General features: G+C 27.6%; 14 protein-coding genes and 1 riboswitch. Of the genes, 5 read left to right on the forward strand and 9 right to left on the reverse strand.

What is annotated here, in order from left to right:
• Positions 1–31 precede the first annotated feature (31 nt).
• From EGD97_RS02670 to treR, 4 genes are all read left to right on the forward strand, one after another.
• Complete coding sequence (locus EGD97_RS02670) at positions 32–901, forward strand: fumarylacetoacetate hydrolase family protein (protein ID WP_127836432.1); 870 nt, start codon at positions 32–34, stop codon at positions 899–901.
• A gap of 291 nt (positions 902–1,192) precedes the next feature.
• Complete coding sequence (treP, locus tag EGD97_RS02675) at positions 1,193–2,620, forward strand: PTS system trehalose-specific EIIBC component (protein ID WP_127836433.1); 1,428 nt, start codon at positions 1,193–1,195, stop codon at positions 2,618–2,620.
• 94 nt (positions 2,621–2,714) lie between these two features.
• Positions 2,715–4,379 carry an alpha,alpha-phosphotrehalase gene (gene treC / locus EGD97_RS02680; protein WP_127836434.1) on the forward strand — a complete coding sequence of 555 codons (1,665 nt, stop codon included), beginning with the start codon at positions 2,715–2,717 and terminating at the stop codon, positions 4,377–4,379.
• A 36-nt stretch (positions 4,380–4,415) separates the two neighbouring features.
• Positions 4,416–5,129, forward strand: coding sequence for a trehalose operon repressor (treR, locus tag EGD97_RS02685; protein ID WP_127836435.1), 714 nt, complete (start codon positions 4,416–4,418; stop codon positions 5,127–5,129).
• A gap of 93 nt (positions 5,130–5,222) precedes the next feature.
• On the opposite strand, the gene EGD97_RS02690 is transcribed toward treR, so the two are convergent.
• The 3 genes from EGD97_RS02690 to EGD97_RS02700 are packed head-to-tail and all read right to left on the reverse strand — an operon-like array spanning position 5,223 to position 9,685.
• A complete protein-coding gene (locus tag EGD97_RS02690) occupies positions 5,223–6,590 on the reverse strand; it encodes a SpoVR family protein (protein WP_127836436.1) in 1,368 nt (455 codons plus the stop codon).
• 1 nt (position 6,591) lies between these two features.
• Positions 6,592–7,758: a sporulation protein YhbH gene (gene yhbH / locus EGD97_RS02695; RefSeq protein ID WP_078681374.1), complete on the reverse strand. Its 1,167-nt coding sequence runs from the start codon at positions 7,756–7,758 to the stop codon at positions 6,592–6,594.
• A gap of 4 nt (positions 7,759–7,762) precedes the next feature.
• A complete protein-coding gene (locus EGD97_RS02700) occupies positions 7,763–9,685 on the reverse strand; it encodes a PrkA family serine protein kinase (protein WP_078681373.1) in 1,923 nt (640 codons plus the stop codon).
• Between the two features lie 164 nt (positions 9,686–9,849).
• Positions 9,850–9,967: riboswitch (SAM riboswitch) on the forward strand.
• Between the two features lie 127 nt (positions 9,968–10,094).
• Between EGD97_RS02700 and metA the strand changes: the two genes are divergently transcribed.
• Positions 10,095–11,015, forward strand: a complete 921-nt coding sequence (metA, locus tag EGD97_RS02705; RefSeq protein WP_127836448.1) for a homoserine O-acetyltransferase MetA — start codon at positions 10,095–10,097, stop codon at positions 11,013–11,015.
• 111 nt (positions 11,016–11,126) lie between these two features.
• Here the strand turns inward: metA and EGD97_RS02710 are convergent, their stop codons facing one another.
• The 6 genes from EGD97_RS02710 to EGD97_RS02735 all read right to left on the reverse strand — a co-directional run bounded on the left by EGD97_RS02710 (position 11,127) and on the right by EGD97_RS02735 (position 16,051).
• The gene (locus EGD97_RS02710) at positions 11,127–12,581 is read right to left on the reverse strand and encodes an MFS transporter (protein ID WP_078681372.1); all 1,455 of its coding nucleotides are present in this window, start codon (positions 12,579–12,581) and stop codon (positions 11,127–11,129) included.
• Between the two features lie 25 nt (positions 12,582–12,606).
• On the reverse strand, positions 12,607–13,011 hold the full coding sequence (locus EGD97_RS02715; RefSeq protein ID WP_078681371.1) for a MerR family transcriptional regulator: 405 nt from the start codon (positions 13,009–13,011) through the stop codon (positions 12,607–12,609).
• Positions 13,012–13,230: 219 nt separating this feature from the next.
• Positions 13,231–13,575, reverse strand: a complete 345-nt coding sequence (locus EGD97_RS02720; protein ID WP_078681370.1) for a phenylpyruvate tautomerase MIF-related protein — start codon at positions 13,573–13,575, stop codon at positions 13,231–13,233.
• Positions 13,576–13,670: 95 nt separating this feature from the next.
• Positions 13,671–14,039 (reverse strand): MerR family transcriptional regulator, encoded by a 369-nt coding sequence (locus tag EGD97_RS02725; RefSeq protein WP_078681369.1) that lies wholly within the window; start codon positions 14,037–14,039, stop codon positions 13,671–13,673.
• A 93-nt stretch (positions 14,040–14,132) separates the two neighbouring features.
• Positions 14,133–15,095 carry an aldo/keto reductase gene (locus EGD97_RS02730; RefSeq protein WP_127836437.1) on the reverse strand — a complete coding sequence of 321 codons (963 nt, stop codon included), beginning with the start codon at positions 15,093–15,095 and terminating at the stop codon, positions 14,133–14,135.
• Positions 15,096–15,538: 443 nt separating this feature from the next.
• Complete coding sequence (locus EGD97_RS02735) at positions 15,539–16,051, reverse strand: GNAT family N-acetyltransferase (RefSeq protein WP_078681367.1); 513 nt, start codon at positions 16,049–16,051, stop codon at positions 15,539–15,541.
• Positions 16,052–16,264 lie beyond the last annotated feature (213 nt).

Genomic DNA, 16,264 nt, shown 5'->3' on the forward strand with positions numbered 1-16,264 from the left:
ATTAAAATTTTATTTAAAAGGAGATTTTATTGTGAAATTTATTTCTTATTATTATAATAATAAAGAAAATGTTGGAATATTAACTGAAAACGGAATAATACATCTTGAAAAATATAATTCAATGATTGATTTGATTAAAAATTTTAATGAAGAAATTTTAAAAAAATTTGAAAATATTATTTATAAAAATGATTATAATTATATTCCATTAGAAAAAGTAAAATTACTTGCCCCTATTCCTTATCCTAAAAGACATATTTTATGTCTTGGCAAAAATTATGAAGATCATGCAAAAGAATTAATGACAACTAAAATATCAGACACATTTATACCAAATGCACCAATATATTTTACTAAATCTAATGGATCTGTTATAGGTAATAATGATTATATTAAATTTTATAAAAATGTTACAAGTCAAGTAGATTATGAATCAGAATTAGCTATAGTTATAGGAAAAGAAGGAATAAACATAAATAAAGAAGATGCAGAAGATTATATATTTGGATACACTATAGTTAATGATGTATCTGCTAGAGATCTTCAAGTTAAGCATAATCAATGGTTTAAAGCAAAAAGTTTAGATACATTCTGCCCTATAGGTCCCTCAATAGTTCATAAAAGTAAAATCCCTTTCCCAGTAGAACTTGATATTACATGTAAAGTAAATGGAGAAATAAGACAAAATTCAAATACAAAGAATTTAATTTTTGATATTCCTTATATAATAAGCGATTTATCAAAAGGATTTACTTTAAAACCTGGTGATATAATTTGTACAGGGACTCCAAGTGGTGTTGGTCTAAGCTTTGATCCCCCTAAGCTTTTAAAAGATGGAGATATTGTTGAATGTTATATTGAAAAAATAGGCACTTTAATTAATACTGTAAAATCTATATAAAAATATTAAAAGTAAAAAAAAAAAAGAATTTGTTTTAATTTTAAAATTAAAACAAATTCTTTTTTTATTATAGATATCAATATTAAAACAAATGAAAACTAAATATATTCTAAATAAATTTTTACTTAAAAGTATAAAAAATGTTGATATTTATCAAAAAATGTTGTGAAATCGTATTGACGAACCTATACGTAAAGGTTTATAATTAAAACAAAGGTACCTTTACGTATAGGTTTAATTGCTAAATTATTAATGTGGAATAATTTAATTATTAATTAGGAGGATTTCAGTATGTCTAAGTTTTTTAATGATGCTCAACAATTATTGGAATATGTTGGTGGTAAGGAAAATATTGCTGCAGTATCTCATTGTGCAACACGTATGCGTTTTGTATTAAAAGATAACAAAAAAGCAGATGTCAAAAAAATTGAAAGTATAAAATCTGTAAAAGGAACTTTTACCCAAGCTGGTCAATTTCAAGTTATAATAGGCAATGAAGTATCTGTATTTTATAATGATTTTATAGAAATATCTGGTATAGATGGAGTTAGTAAAGAAGCTGCAAAGGTTGCAGCTAAAAGTAATATGAATTTTATTCAAAGATTACTTGCTAATTTAGCAGAAATATTTACACCTCTTATTCCTGCACTTGTAGTTGGAGGTTTAATATTAGGATTTCGTAATATAATTGGAGATATCAAATTATTTGAAGGAGGAACAAAAACTTTAACACAAATATCACAATTTTGGACTGGAGTTCATTCTTTCTTATGGTTAATTGGTGAAGCTATATTTTTCTTTTTACCAGTTGGAATAACATGGTCAATTTCTAAAAAAATGGGTACAACTCAAATATTAGGTATTATTTTAGGTATTACATTAGTTTCTCCTCAATTATTAAATGCTTATGCCGTTGCTAGTACACCTGTTGATAAAATTCCAGTTTGGGATTTTGGATTTGCAAAAGTTCAAATGATAGGTTATCAAGCACAAGTTATCCCAGCAATTTTAGCAGGATTTCTTTTATCAATATTAGAAAAAAATGTTCGTAAAATTGTACCTGAATATATATCAATGATAGTAGTACCATTTTTATCATTAGTTCCAACTGTATTAATAGCACATATTGTTTTAGGGCCATTAGGCTGGGCAATAGGTAAAGGAATATCTTCTATTGTATACTCAAGTTTAACATCATCATTTGGATGGTTATTTGCTGCTTTATTTGGATTTACTTATGCACCACTTGTAATTACAGGACTACATCATATGACAAATGCTATAGACCTACAATTAATGGGGCAACTAGGCGGCACTAACTTATGGCCAATGATTGCTTTATCAAATATTGCTCAAGGTTCTGCAGTTTTAGCTATGATATTTATCAATAGACATGATGATGAAGAAAAACAAGTATCTATTCCTGCTGCAATTTCCTGTTACCTAGGTGTTACAGAGCCAGCTATGTTTGGTATAAATTTAAAATATATTTATCCATTCTTAGCTGCTATGATTGGTTCTTCAATTGCATCTGTTATTTCAGTAGGTTCAGGTGTTATGGCTAATTCAATTGGAGTTGGTGGATTGCCAGGTATATTGTCTATAAAACCACAGCATATGTTTGTTTTTGCTATTGCAATGTTAGTAGCAATTGTTATTCCATTTGTATTAACTAATATCTTTTCTAAGACAAAATTAGCAAAGAAAAAAGATATGTAAATTAAAATAATTATTTATTAATAAAATTAAAATATGGGAAGGAATTTTATGTCCTTCCTTTTCTTCAATATATTTAATTAAAGGAGCAATGGTCATGAAAGATTTTAGAAAAAGTGTAATATATCAAATATACCCTAAATCATTTAACGATTCTAATGGTGATGGATTTGGTGATTTAAAAGGTGTAACCAATAAACTTGATTATTTAAAAACATTAGGAGTAGATTATATATGGTTAACTCCATTTTATGTTTCTCCTCAAAAAGATAATGGTTATGATGTTTCTGATTATTACAAAATCGATAAACGTTTTGGAACAATGCAAGACTTTGAAGAAATGGTATGTAAAGCTAATGAATATGGTATAGATGTTATGCTTGATATGGTATTTAACCATACTTCAACAGAACATCAATGGTTTAAAAAAGCTATAAATGGAAATGAAAAATATAAAAATTATTATATATTTAAAGAACCTAAAAATGGTAAAGAACCAACAAACTGGTTATCAAAATTTGGTGGTTCTGCTTGGGAATATGTAAAAGAATTTAACGAATATTATCTTCATCTATTTGATGTTACTCAAGCAGATCTTAACTGGAAAAACGAAAATTTAAAAAAAGAAATTTTTGATGTAGTTAACTTTTGGATTAACAAAGGAGTTAAAGGATTCCGTTTTGATGTTATAAATTTAATTTCTAAACCAGATAAATATGAAGATGATTTACAAGGTGATGGACGTCGTTTTTATACAGATGGCCCACACATTCATCAATACTTAAAAGAATTAAACAAAGAAACTTTTGGTAAATATAAAGATATTATTACAGTTGGTGAAATGTCATCAACAACAATAGATAACTGTATTAAATATTCAAACCCAAATGAAAAAGAATTATCAATGGTATTTAATTTTCATCACTTAAAAGTTGATTATAAAAATGGAGATAAATGGACATTAATGAATTTTGATTTTAAAAAATTAAAAGAAATTTTCGATTACTGGCAAGTTGGAATGCAAGAAGGAAATGGCTGGAATGCTGTATTTTGGTGTAATCATGATCAGCCGCGTATTGTATCTCGTTTTGGAGATGATAAAAAGTATCGCGTTGAATCTTCAAAAATGCTTGCAACTGCAATACACATGTTAAGAGGAACACCTTATATTTACCAAGGTGAAGAAATTGGAATGACAAATCCATACTTTGATAAAATTGATTTATATAAAGATGTAGAATCAATCAATTATTATAATATTTTAAAAACACAAGGAGTAAATGAAGAAAATATAATTAAAATTTTACAACAAAAATCACGTGACAACTCTCGTACTCCTATGCAGTGGAATGATGATAACAACGCTGGCTTTACTACTGGAACACCTTGGATATCAGTAAATCAAAATTATAAAGAAATTAATGTTCAAAAGGCACTAAATGATAAAAATTCAATATTTTATCACTACCAAAAATTAATTAAGTTAAGAAAAGAATATGATATTATTTCTCATGGCAATTTTGAGCTAATACTAAAAGAACATGATAAAATATTTTCATATATTAGGACATATAAAAATGAAAAATTATTAGTAATAAATAATTTTTATGGAACTGAAACTACTTTTAAGCTTCCTTCTCATATAAATTTTTATGAATATAAAAGTAAAATTTTAATTTCTAATTATGAAGATTCTCCTATTGATTTTAAAGAAATAAAGTTAAGACCTTATGAATCAATTGTATATCACCTTGAGAGATAACATAATAAATGATACAATATCTTTGGTGATGACTATATGAATAGAAAATATTTAACTATTTATAATGAAATTGTTAATGAAATAAAAAGTGGTAAAATTGAATCAAAAACAAAACTTCCTTCCGAAAGTGAATTAATGGCATATTATAATGTTTCTAAAGATACAGTAAGGAAAGCTTTAAACTTATTGGAAATGAACGGATATATTCAAAAAATAAATGGAGTTGGTTCTTTTGTATTAGACTTTAATAAATTTGATTTTCCTGTTTCAGGATTAGTAAGTTTTAAAGAGTTATCTTTAAAACTTGGTATAAAATCAAATACAATTGTAGAAGAATTAGAATTAATTAAACCTGATAAATATTTAATGAAACATCTAGATGTATCTAAAGATGATGATGTTTGGAAAGTTGTAAGAGTAAGAGAAATAGAAAATAAAAAAATTATTTTAGATAAAGATTTTTTAAACAAAAAATATGTACCTTTATTAACTAAAGATATTTGTAAAAACTCAATATATGAATACATCGAAAATGATTTAGGTCTTAAAATCAGCTTTGCAAAAAAAGAAATTACAATGCAACAAGCTTCAAAAGAAGATAAAAAATATTTAGACTTAGAAAATTATGATATGATTGTAGTTGTAAAAAATTATACTTATTTAGATAATGCAGATTTATTTCAATATACTGAATCTAGACACAGACCAGACAAATTTAGGTTTGTAGATTTTGCTAGAAGAATTTATTAAATTATTAAATATAAAAATAGTAATGGGAATATCCAAAAATGAGATATTCCCATATTAGATAATATTTTATTTAAACATATTTTTACTTAAAATTTAAGCCATAAATGTTACTTTATCTCCATTACAATTTAATTTTATATTATTTCCATTAATTTTAGTTAAAAGATTTACATTATGTCCCCACAATTTTTGAATATATTTTAATGTAGCTTCTGCATAAGTTAAATTTAGTTCTCTTCCGTCAAATACATGTTCAATTGTTAATGTTCTATCTTTAATATTCATATCAATTATCTTCATAACGGGAACTGATCCCATACCACAACTTGAGCTAAGTACATTTCTAATTTCAATAAAGCCTTTTTCGTCAGAAACCTCTTCAATAACATAATCGTTGCCTTTTTTTACATACTCAAATAAATTCATTTCTTCACTTAGTTCTTCAGTAAGATATCTTCTTAAAAATGATGAATCTCTTTCAAGTTCTCTAACTTCAAATATTTTATCTCTTCCATATCTTTTTTCAATATCTTGAAATATTTTAAATCCTAAATAATAAGGATTCAATCCTCCTGGCCAAGGTGTAATTACATCATTATGTCTTTTTATAAATTCAAGATAAAATGGATCTGAAAGTTGAAGGTTTTTTAATATATTGTAATGCCAATAACTAGCCCAGCCTTCATTCATTATTTTTGTTTCTATCTGAGGAATAAAATATAAAGTTTCTTCCCTTACTATTTCAAGTATATTTTTTTCCCATTCCTCAAGATTTCCATATTGCATTATAAAATACAATATATCATCTTCAGGTTCTAAAGGAACCTTATTTATATCAGGTTCTTCAGGTTTTACATAAGGCTTAAGAATATCTCTTTTTTCACATTTCTTCTTATAGTCATCTATAATTCTTTTAGCAATTTCATCATTACTTATTTTCTTTTCTCCTGGTACCCTTGAAATTTGAAGCTTTATAGAATGAGCAGCATCTAATACTCTTTCAACATTAGTATATCCTATACTAGGATCATTTATATAACTTCTTATTTTATCAGCATGACTTTTAAACATTTCAATAGTATAATCAGCATAAGTTCCTTCTTTAAAAAGCCTATTGTTTTTAAAAAAATCATTATGACCATAAACATGAGCAATAGTTAAAATTTGAAGCAATAATGTATTATCTTTCATTAAATATGCTAAGCAAGGGTTGGAATTTATAACCATTTCATATGGAAGCCCTGTAAGATTATATTTATACATTGTTCTATTTCTTTCGTATGATTTTCCAAAGCTCCAATGAGGATACCTTGAAGGCATACCAACATAAGCCTCATAAGCTAACATATCATTATAATTAATAATTTCAAATTCTTGTTCATAAAAATCAAGTCCCATATTTTTAGCTAATGCTTCTATTTTTTCATTCCACTTTTCTAAATCTTTAATAGTATATTCCATTTTAGCCCTCCTTTATTTCTTTTTTTAAAATACCTTTGAGGGCATTCCATAAATCTTCCTTTTTTTTAATTGATACTGAAATAAATTTTTTATTATCTATTTCTTTAGAAAATCTATCTTTAAGATTTGCTGAATAAAAACTAGGCATAATTTCTGCATAAGCAACCATATTACATAAATCCGTTAATTGCTTTGCAACCTTTATTGCTTTTTCATTATCTTCTGTCCAATTATCTCCATCACTAACATTAAAAGTATATATATTCCAAAAGTTCGGATTGTATCTTTCTTCAATAATTTCTAAAGCCTTTATATACCCACTTGATATATAAGTTCCTCCAGACTCAACCTTATGAAAAAACTCGTTTTCATTAACCTCCTTTGCTGTAGTAGAATGACTTATAAATACAATTTCCACATTAGTATACTTCATTCTTATAAATCTTGATAATACAAAGAAAAATGATCGAGCTAAATATTTTTTAGTACTATCCATAGATCCAGAGGTATCCATTATACAAAATATTACTGCATTAAATTCTTTCTTTTTTGTCTTTTTCATTCTGTTGTATCTTAAATCATCTTCTTTAAATGGGAATCTTTCTATTTTTTCTTCTATTCCTGCTTCTTTAAGTGCCCTTTTTTTCCCTTGTTCCCTTTTAATTTTTTCAATTACAGTTCTTTTTTTAGCAAGTCTTGGATTTATACCATGCTTTTGATAACCGGATCTTTTAGTTGCATTTTCTGATAAAATTTCAGAAAATTTCTTTTTATCAAGGTCAGGTAAATCTAAATCTTCCATAAGATAATTTAAAACATCATCTATCGAAATTTCAGTTTCATATATATCTTCTCCTTCTTCATTACCTGCTCTACCGCTGCCTTTTCCCTCACCGCTTTTATCACTTCCTATTTTATCCCCTCTTTTTTCAGTTCCATCTCCACTTCCAACTCCTGGAGCATTTTTACCATAAATAAATTGATATTCCTTAATTCCTCTAACAGGTATTTTTATTTTTTTATTTTTCCCCTCACCTATAATGCTTTCTTCAGATAATATATCCCCCAAATTATCTCTAATAGATTTCTCAATAAGCTCTCTATGTCGTCTCCTATCTTCTATGGATCTATCATGATCTACTGGACTATATTCCTTAAAAATAGCCATAATATCAATCCTTCCATAGGTTATTAGCTGCATACTTTAATATAACATCACAGCAATGCTCACAATATCCATTTTCCTTCATTTCTTCTACCATAATATTATATTTTGATTCTTGTTCTTTATCTCTCACTCTAGACTTTGTTATTATTCTTGATAAATCTTTAACTGAAGCCATAAGTTTCTTTTCAATAGCTTCCTTAAGAGGTTCATAAGAAGTATAATCTATCTTTCCTCCCTTTCTTACAACATAAAACATATATGAAGTTACATCAGTTCTAAATCCCTTTGCAGAACTTTCTGCTATACCTATTTGTTCTTCTATAGATCTCATAAATTTTTCGTCTGGTTGAAGTTCTTCTCCTGTTGATTTATCTTTAAGCTTTGTTTTATTTACATAAGCTTCAGCATTATCGATATAGTTATTAAACAAACTTTCTGCCTGTTCTTTAAAACTAATTATAAAAGCTTTAGTAATTTCTTTTTCCAATGTTTTATTGTATTCTTTTCTAATAGTATCTTGTACAAATGTTAAATATTTCTTTTTTTCATCCTCTGCTATATCAAGTTCTTTAACTGATTTTATAATACTTTCCATAATACTAAGAGGATTTATACAATTATGCTCTGAATTTGATAAAGCATTATCTATAGCTTTAATAACAAATCTTGTTGAAATACCACTCATGCCCTCTCTCATACCAGCTTCTTCTCTAAGTTCTTCTATATCTATCTTTTTAGTAGTTCCCTTTTCTACTATTTCATCACCATTATAAATCTTTAACTTTGTCATAGGATCAACTTTAGCAGAAGGTGTAAGTCTTGAAAGTACAGCAAACATAGCTGCAGTTTCTATAGTATGTGGCGCTATATGTGCCTTAAAATTACTCTTTTTAAGTATCTTTTCATATATTTTTATTTCTTCATTTAATTCTAAACAATAAGGAACTTCTATTTTAACGATTCTATCTAAAATAGCCTCATTTGTATGATCTGACTTAAATTTATTCCATTCAGCTTCGTTTGAATGAGCTAAAATAACTCCATCAAAATATATCATTGAACCTTTCCCTGGAGATGGTATAGATTTTTCTTGAGTAGCAGTTATTATAGTATGCAAATACTCTACATCATTTTTGAACACCTCTATAAATTCAACCATACCTCTATTACCTACATTAAAAGCACCATTTAATGAAAAAATACGTGGATCATCCTCTGGATACATATCCATTTTAGATATATCTATAGAGCCTGTAAGTATAGAAGTATCTTGATTATTAGGATCAACAGGAGGAACAACTCCTATTCCTTTTCTTGATCTTATAGAAAATGTATTTTTTACTACAGGAACTTTTTCAAATTGTCCATCATATTCATTAAGCAATCTATATCTGCATACAGGACACAAATCTCCTTCTATCTGAACCCCTAAAATTTCCTCAAACTCCTTTCTTAAATGTTTTGGAATTAAATGTAGTGGTTCTTCTGACATAGGGCAACCTTTAATCGAATATATAGGTGGTGCAGATTCTAATGCCTTTTTTAAAGCTTCTACAATAGAAGATTTACCAGCACCTACAGGTCCTACAAGATATAATACCTGTCTTGACTCCTCACCTTTCATAGATGCAGCATGAAAATAATTTACTAGCTTCATAATTACTTTATCTATTCCAAAAAAATCATCTTTAAAAAAATTATAGCGTTTTATTGTTTCATTGCCATATATCTTTCTAATTCTTTGATTTTCTTCAGGCTTTAGTATTTCAAAGCCTTTTTCCATAATAATGTCATACATTCTTTTATGTGCAAGTTTTGCTACATCAGGGTTTTCTTTGACTATCTCAAGATAGTCAAGCATGGTACCTTCAAATTTATTTTTCTTTTGTTGCTCTCTATCATTATTTATTAATTCCTTAAAATCCATATATGGTACCTCCAAAAATTATGTTTAATATATTTTATTTTTCAATGACGGTATTTTATGACTTTAATTTCATAAATTAAAATAAAAATTTAAAATGTATTACTATTGACAATTTCACCTCTATAATGTAAGATGTTTTCATCTGAATATTTATTAATTTAATGTTCTTATCTAGAGAAGCGGAGGGACTGGCCCTATGAAGCTCGACAACCGGCATTATACTTATAATGCATCGGTGTCAATTCCTGCAGAATAAATTATATTTATTCTGAAAGATAGGAAATCAGCAAATAATGAAAATTATATTTTCAAGGTTGGTTTTCCTGTCTTAGAAAGCTAACCTTTATTTTTTTTACTTTTTTATGTTTAATGTGGTTACAAAAGCAAACAGAATTGAGAGGTGATTACTATTCCTATAAAAATAAAAGACGATTTACCAGCTGCTGAAATTTTATATAATGAAAATATATTTGTAATGCCTGAAAGCAAGGCTTTTCATCAAGATATTCGTCCTTTAAAAATAGCTATTTTAAATCTTATGCCTACTAAAATTACCACAGAAGTTCAACTTTTAAGACTTATTGCTAATACTTCTTTACAAATTGAAGTTGAATTATTACATCCTAAAAGTCATATTTCTAAAAATACTTCAGAAGAATATTTAATGACATTTTATAAAACATTTGATGAAATAAAATATCAAAAATTTGATGGATTAATCATTACAGGTGCCCCTGTTGAACAAATGCCTTTTGAAGAGGTTAATTATTGGGATGAATTAAAAGATATAATGGACTGGAGTGTACATAATGTATATTCTACATTTCATATATGTTGGGGTGCTCAGGCTGGATTATATCATCATTATAATATTCCAAAATATGCTCTTAAAGAAAAAATGTTTGGTGTATTCGAGCATAAGATTTTAAAAGAAAATATACCATTACTTAGAGGCTTTGATGATAAATTTTTTGCGCCACACTCTAGGCATACTGAAGTAAGAAAAGAAGATATTGAGAAAATTCCTGAATTATCTATATTGTCAGAATCTGATGAAGCTGGCGTATATATAGTTGCAAATAAAAATGGAAGACAAATTTTTGTTACAGGTCATTCAGAATACGATCCTTTAACATTAAAAGCAGAATATGATCGCGATATTGCTAAAGGCCTTAATATAAAAGTTCCTAAAAATTATTTTCCAGATGATAATCCATTAAACAAGCCAGTAGTTAAATGGAGAAGTCATGCTAATTTATTATTCTCAAATTGGCTTAATTATTATGTTTATCAAAATACACCTTATGATTTAAGTAAGCTTAACAATTAAATTTAAAATTATCAATTTTATTTAAACACTTAAAAATTTAAAATAAAAAAGCAGCAGTTTAAATAGACTTTTATTAAACTGGTGCTTTTTTATTTTAAATTATATTGTATACTATTGTGCTTTTTCTAATTCTTCTTCTAATTCTTCTTCCCAATCTGGTTCTTTACCTCTTAAATAAGAAATTACAGCTGCTATAATGCTAAAAATAAAAGATATTGTAAATGCAGTTCTAAGTCCTAATACAAATTGATCGACTGCAATACCTTTAGAACCTACCTGTGTACCTACAAACAATGCCTGCATTGCTTCTTGTGATATACTTGAAGATACTATAGCCATTGAAATTGCTATACTTAATACATTACCTGCATTATTAGCCATTGTTCTTAATCCTGCTGCTATACCTCTTTTATCAGCTGGTACCATACCCATTATTGAGCTTGTATTTGGAGAAAAAAACATTCCTGATCCAAATCCCATTATAAGCATCCAAATTATAATTTCAAATGTTGATGTATTTTCTGTTATAAACATCATACCTAAAAGACCTACCGCAGAAATAAGCAAACCTAATGAACTTAAAATTCTCGCACCATATTTATCTGATAAATATCCACTAATTGGAGATACAATCATCATAGATACAGCTAATGGAGCTAATAACATTCCAGCTACAATAGGATCAATCCCCTTAACTCCTTGAAAGAAAAAAATTAATAAAAATGTAACTGCTCCTCTTGCTATTCCATTTAAAAGATTACTAGTATATGCAAAAGCTAATACTCTAGTTTTTAAAAGCCTTAAATCGAGCATTGGCTCATCTGTATTGTTTTCTATATATACAAATAACACCAATAATATTATAGAAACTATTATAAGGCTTATTACAGTTATATTAACCCATCCAATAAATCCTCCAAAACTTAAAGCAACTAATAATGCCAACATACCAAAAGAAAAAGTCAGCGTACCTTTAAAATCAAATTTATGCTTTTTAGAAATTGTAGCAGTTTCTTTTAATTGAAAAGCAGCCCATAGTGTTCCTATAATTCCTATTGGAATATTTATATAAAATATACTTCTCCATCCAATGCTTATTAGAAATCCACCTAAAATTGGCCCAATAATAGAAGCTATACTTATAATCATACTATTAATACCTAAGGCTTTTCCAAGTTCTTTTTTAGGGAAGGCATCTGCAACTATAGCTGTACTATTTGCAACCATTAAAGATCCACCTATAGCTTGAATCATTCTAAATATTAATAGCTGTATTCCTGTTTTTGATATTGAACATAAAAATGAAGCAAATGTAAATAAAGCAAAACCACTTACATAAAGCTTTTTTCTCCCAAACATATCTGCTATTCTACCTATTGAAGGTACTAATATAGTCATAGCTAGCATGTACCCCATAAGAATCCATGTAACAATTCCCATGCTTGCATTTAAATCTTTCATAATAACAGGAAGTGCAATCATTAATGTACTTCCGCTTAACACAGAAAAAAGTGCACCTATCGTAGTACACGAAAGTGCAACCCACTTATAATTATCTTTTTTCATCTTATTACCTCCATTTTTGTATAATTTATTTATTATAATTGATTGTTAAAAGTTTTTCTAAAATTTCTATATATTTATTTTTCACTTTTTTCAACGTTTCTTCTTTTTCTTCAATAATCTTTAATTGTCCTTCAATTTTTTTTATAGAGTCTTCTATAAAATCATGATCATATTTTTCACCTTTAAAAATACTTTTTATATCAAGTTCAAGCTCAAATATATCTTTAACTTCATTAAGAGAAAAACCAAGTTTACCTTTTAAATCCTTAATCCTCAATATATTTTCTATATCTTCATCAGTATAAAGTCTATAAAAAGACTTAGTCCTAATAGGTTTTATAAGTTCAATATCTTCATAATAACGTATGGCTCTTTTAGTAAGACCTGTTTTGGCTGCTACCTCTTCAATTTGATAATATTTATTATCCATATTCATTCCTCCTTTTATCATTATAACATTTACGTCAATGTTATAGTTTTCCCATGGTAAAGTATTTTTGACAAAATAAGAAGAAAAATTAGCTATTTTTTAATTCTTTCTTATGATTTCTACTAAAAACTTATATTACAAAATAGACGGTTGGCAATTATTACATTCTACAAAAATCAGTTATAATTGCAACCGTCTTAAATTTAAAATAAATAATTATTAAAGAAGTTCTCCATTCCATGCCCAATCTTTTATTTCTTCAAAAGTTATGTATATGCTTTCTTTGGGAATATTAAGTGTTTCTTTAAAAAGACTGCTTATTAAATCTGCAACCTTATTTTTATATTTTTTTTCAGCACTTCCAAGTATTTTAACTTCAACAAAAGCTGCATATTCCATCTTTTGTCCTTTAAAGTATATGTTTTTATCATCATCAAAACTAACCATTAACCATTCTTCAGTTTTACCTGGAAACTCTTTTATAATTTCTCCCATTTTAGATTTTAATAAGTCTTTTTCCCTATCAGAAAGTTTAACTGTTACTTTTGAATTTATAAATGGCATATCAATCATCCTTTCTTAAAATTTTATAAAGATATTTTACCATAATAAAAATATTCTATAACTATTTACAATAATAATTAATTATCAAACCTTTTTTACTTTTTTTCTTTTTCAATTACTATTTTTTCATATCTTGCAATTTTATAATTCAAACGTTCCAATGTTTTTTTCATATCCTCTATTTTGGCTATAAGTTTTTTACGCTGTTCATTTAAAAGTTCTTTTCTTGCCTCAATTGTTTCATCACCTTTTTGAAACAGATTAACATATTCAATCAAAGCTTCAATAGGAAGTCCTGCACCTCTCATACATTTTATAAATTCTATCCATTTGCAGTCTTCTTCTTTATAATCTCTAATTCCACTTTTATTGCGATTTACAGGTGGAATTAGACCAATACGTTCATAATAACGAAGTGTATCTTGTGAAATATCAAATTTCACACTTACTTCTGAAATCGTCATTGGATTTACCTCCTTACATTATTTAAATCTATTATACTCTTCATAAGGTAACCTCTCAAGACAATCATTAAAACCTTTATCTAAAATCAAATGTTATATTGCACCGACTATTTTATGTGGAACATACAGTTCTTCAAGGTAATCTATGTCTTCATTAGTAAGCTTTACATTTAACGCTCCAACAGCATCATCAAAATACTTTGCCTTTGTTGCTCCGATAATTGGAGCAGTCACTCCCTTGTAAAGCAGCCATGCAAGAGAAATTTGAGTCATTGTCACTCCATACTTTTTAGCAAGTTCATGTACCCGAAGCACTATAGGATAATCAGTTTCTTGTGTACTATCGTATTTGGAAATTGCTGTTTTATCTGTCTGACTACGCTTCGTATCAGCCTTCCACTCAAGACGGGAAAGCCTACCAGCAGCAAGAGGGCTGTATGGAGTAAGTGCTACATTTTGCTGCTTACAAATTGGAATCAGTTCTCGCTCATCCTCACGATAAAGCAGATTATAGTGGTTCTGCATAGAACTAAAAGGCGTAAAGCCGTTTCGCTCAGCTACAATCTGCATATTATGAAACTGATAACCATACATTGCAGAAGCACCAAGTGCTCTCACTTTACCAGCCTTAACAAGACTATCTAAAGCCTCCATAGTCTCCTCAATAGGAGTATTGTAATCGAAACGGTGAATAATGTAAAGATCAACATAATCTGTGCCCAGTCTTTTGAGTGAGCCATCAATTTCACGCAATATAGCTTTTTTTGAGAGCTTACCCTCATTAAAATAAACCTTAGTAGCAATAACTACCTTATCCCTGGCAACATTGTTTTTAATTGCTCGGCCTAAATACTCTTCGCTAGTACCGGCTGAATAGGTATTAGCTGTATCAAAGAAATTGATACCTAAATCAAGAGCATGTTTGACAATCTTCTCACTCTCTTCAGCACTCAATGTCCATGCGTGAAAATTGCTTTTGGGATCACCAAAGCTCATGCACCCTACACAAAGACGTGAAACTTGAATGTTTGAATTTCCTAATTTTGAATATTCCATTTTATTTTCTCCTCATATTTTAAAAAATATTATTTTTAACCTATTTGAAAATTTATTCCTCTGATTCATTCACACTAATGCTTCTTCTAGAAAAACATTTTTGCAATTCTCCTTTCTTTTTTACTTTATTATTACTTTACCCCATAGAGTTCACTCTAAGTCAATAGTTTTTTCTAAAAAATTTGAAAAGTGAAAGCATTCTTATTATTCTTTATAATGAAGATATATTAAAAAACATTGTATCATCAATACAAAAGGTAAAAATTTATAAATCAAGCAAAAATTATAAGCCACCCAAACGGGTGGCTTACCATCTTGCCATTAAACTATAATCTTCTTTTATAAGAGGCTATGTTTTTTGTATTTTTTAATAATAACTTCAAAATTTAATTAAGTTGTTTCAATCAATGTCATTGCTAAACTTTGGATAGCTAAAATAACTCCTATTCTTCTAAAGGCATTTTAGGCCCTATTAAGTTTAATTGATAAAAATCAAGATCTAGCCATTTACCAAATTTAAAGCCCGCTTTTTTTATTGTACCAGAATACTTAAATCCTATTTTTTCATGCATTTTTATACTAGTTTTATTCGACGAGTCAATTGCAGCAACAAGTGTTGCATATTCTTTTTCATTAGCAATTTCTATTATCTTTTTCATTAATTTTGTTGCAATCCCTTGATTTCTATAATCCTTATGAACATATACAGAATGCTCTATTGTATATTTATATGCTGGCCATTCCCTAAATGGACCAAATGTAGCAAATCCAGCAACCATACCATTTTCTTCAAATACTAACAACGGATATCCATTTTGTTTCTTTTTTTCATACCATTGTTTTTTCTCCTCAAGAGTCTGAATCTTATACGCATAAATTGCTGTTGTATTTAATATAGCGTCATTATAAATATCTAAAATACTTTTTAAATCTTTTTCACTTGCTTCTCTTATCATTTTTTCTCCTTTTACAATAAATTTTTTCCTATATTTTATTTTAGAATATTATTATACAAAACGTGAAATTAATTTTATTAATTAATTTTTTTATATTATATCATGAGCAAATATTTATTGTCTAATTTATTGTAATCTATCCAATATGGATTGTCAACACTTTTTTGTACAATTTTTATTCGGTCATTTTTTATAATCTATATTCTACAGGGG

It is taken from the genome of Clostridium prolinivorans, from assembly GCF_004011155.1.
In the GTDB taxonomy this organism is placed as follows: domain Bacteria; phylum Bacillota; class Clostridia; order Clostridiales; family Clostridiaceae; genus Clostridium_AT; species Clostridium_AT prolinivorans.

Coding starts and splice junctions, on each gene's coding strand:
- treP (WP_127836433.1), top strand. CDS start 1,193: ATGTCTAAGTTTTTTAATGATGCTCAACAATTATTGGAATATGTTGGT.
- treC (WP_127836434.1), top strand. CDS start 2,715: ATGAAAGATTTTAGAAAAAGTGTAATATATCAAATATACCCTAAATCA.
- treR (WP_127836435.1), top strand. CDS start 4,416: ATGAATAGAAAATATTTAACTATTTATAATGAAATTGTTAATGAAATA.
- EGD97_RS02690 (WP_127836436.1), bottom strand. CDS start 6,590: ATGGAATATACTATTAAAGATTTAGAAAAGTGGAATGAAAAAATAGAA.
- yhbH (WP_078681374.1), bottom strand. CDS start 7,758: ATGGCTATTTTTAAGGAATATAGTCCAGTAGATCATGATAGATCCATA.
- EGD97_RS02700 (WP_078681373.1), bottom strand. CDS start 9,685: ATGGATTTTAAGGAATTAATAAATAATGATAGAGAGCAACAAAAGAAA.
- EGD97_RS02710 (WP_078681372.1), bottom strand. CDS start 12,581: ATGAAAAAAGATAATTATAAGTGGGTTGCACTTTCGTGTACTACGATA.
- EGD97_RS02715 (WP_078681371.1), bottom strand. CDS start 13,011: ATGGATAATAAATATTATCAAATTGAAGAGGTAGCAGCCAAAACAGGT.
- EGD97_RS02720 (WP_078681370.1), bottom strand. CDS start 13,575: ATGCCATTTATAAATTCAAAAGTAACAGTTAAACTTTCTGATAGGGAA.
- EGD97_RS02725 (WP_078681369.1), bottom strand. CDS start 14,039: ATGACGATTTCAGAAGTAAGTGTGAAATTTGATATTTCACAAGATACA.
- EGD97_RS02730 (WP_127836437.1), bottom strand. CDS start 15,095: ATGGAATATTCAAAATTAGGAAATTCAAACATTCAAGTTTCACGTCTT.
- EGD97_RS02735 (WP_078681367.1), bottom strand. CDS start 16,051: ATGATAAGAGAAGCAAGTGAAAAAGATTTAAAAAGTATTTTAGATATT.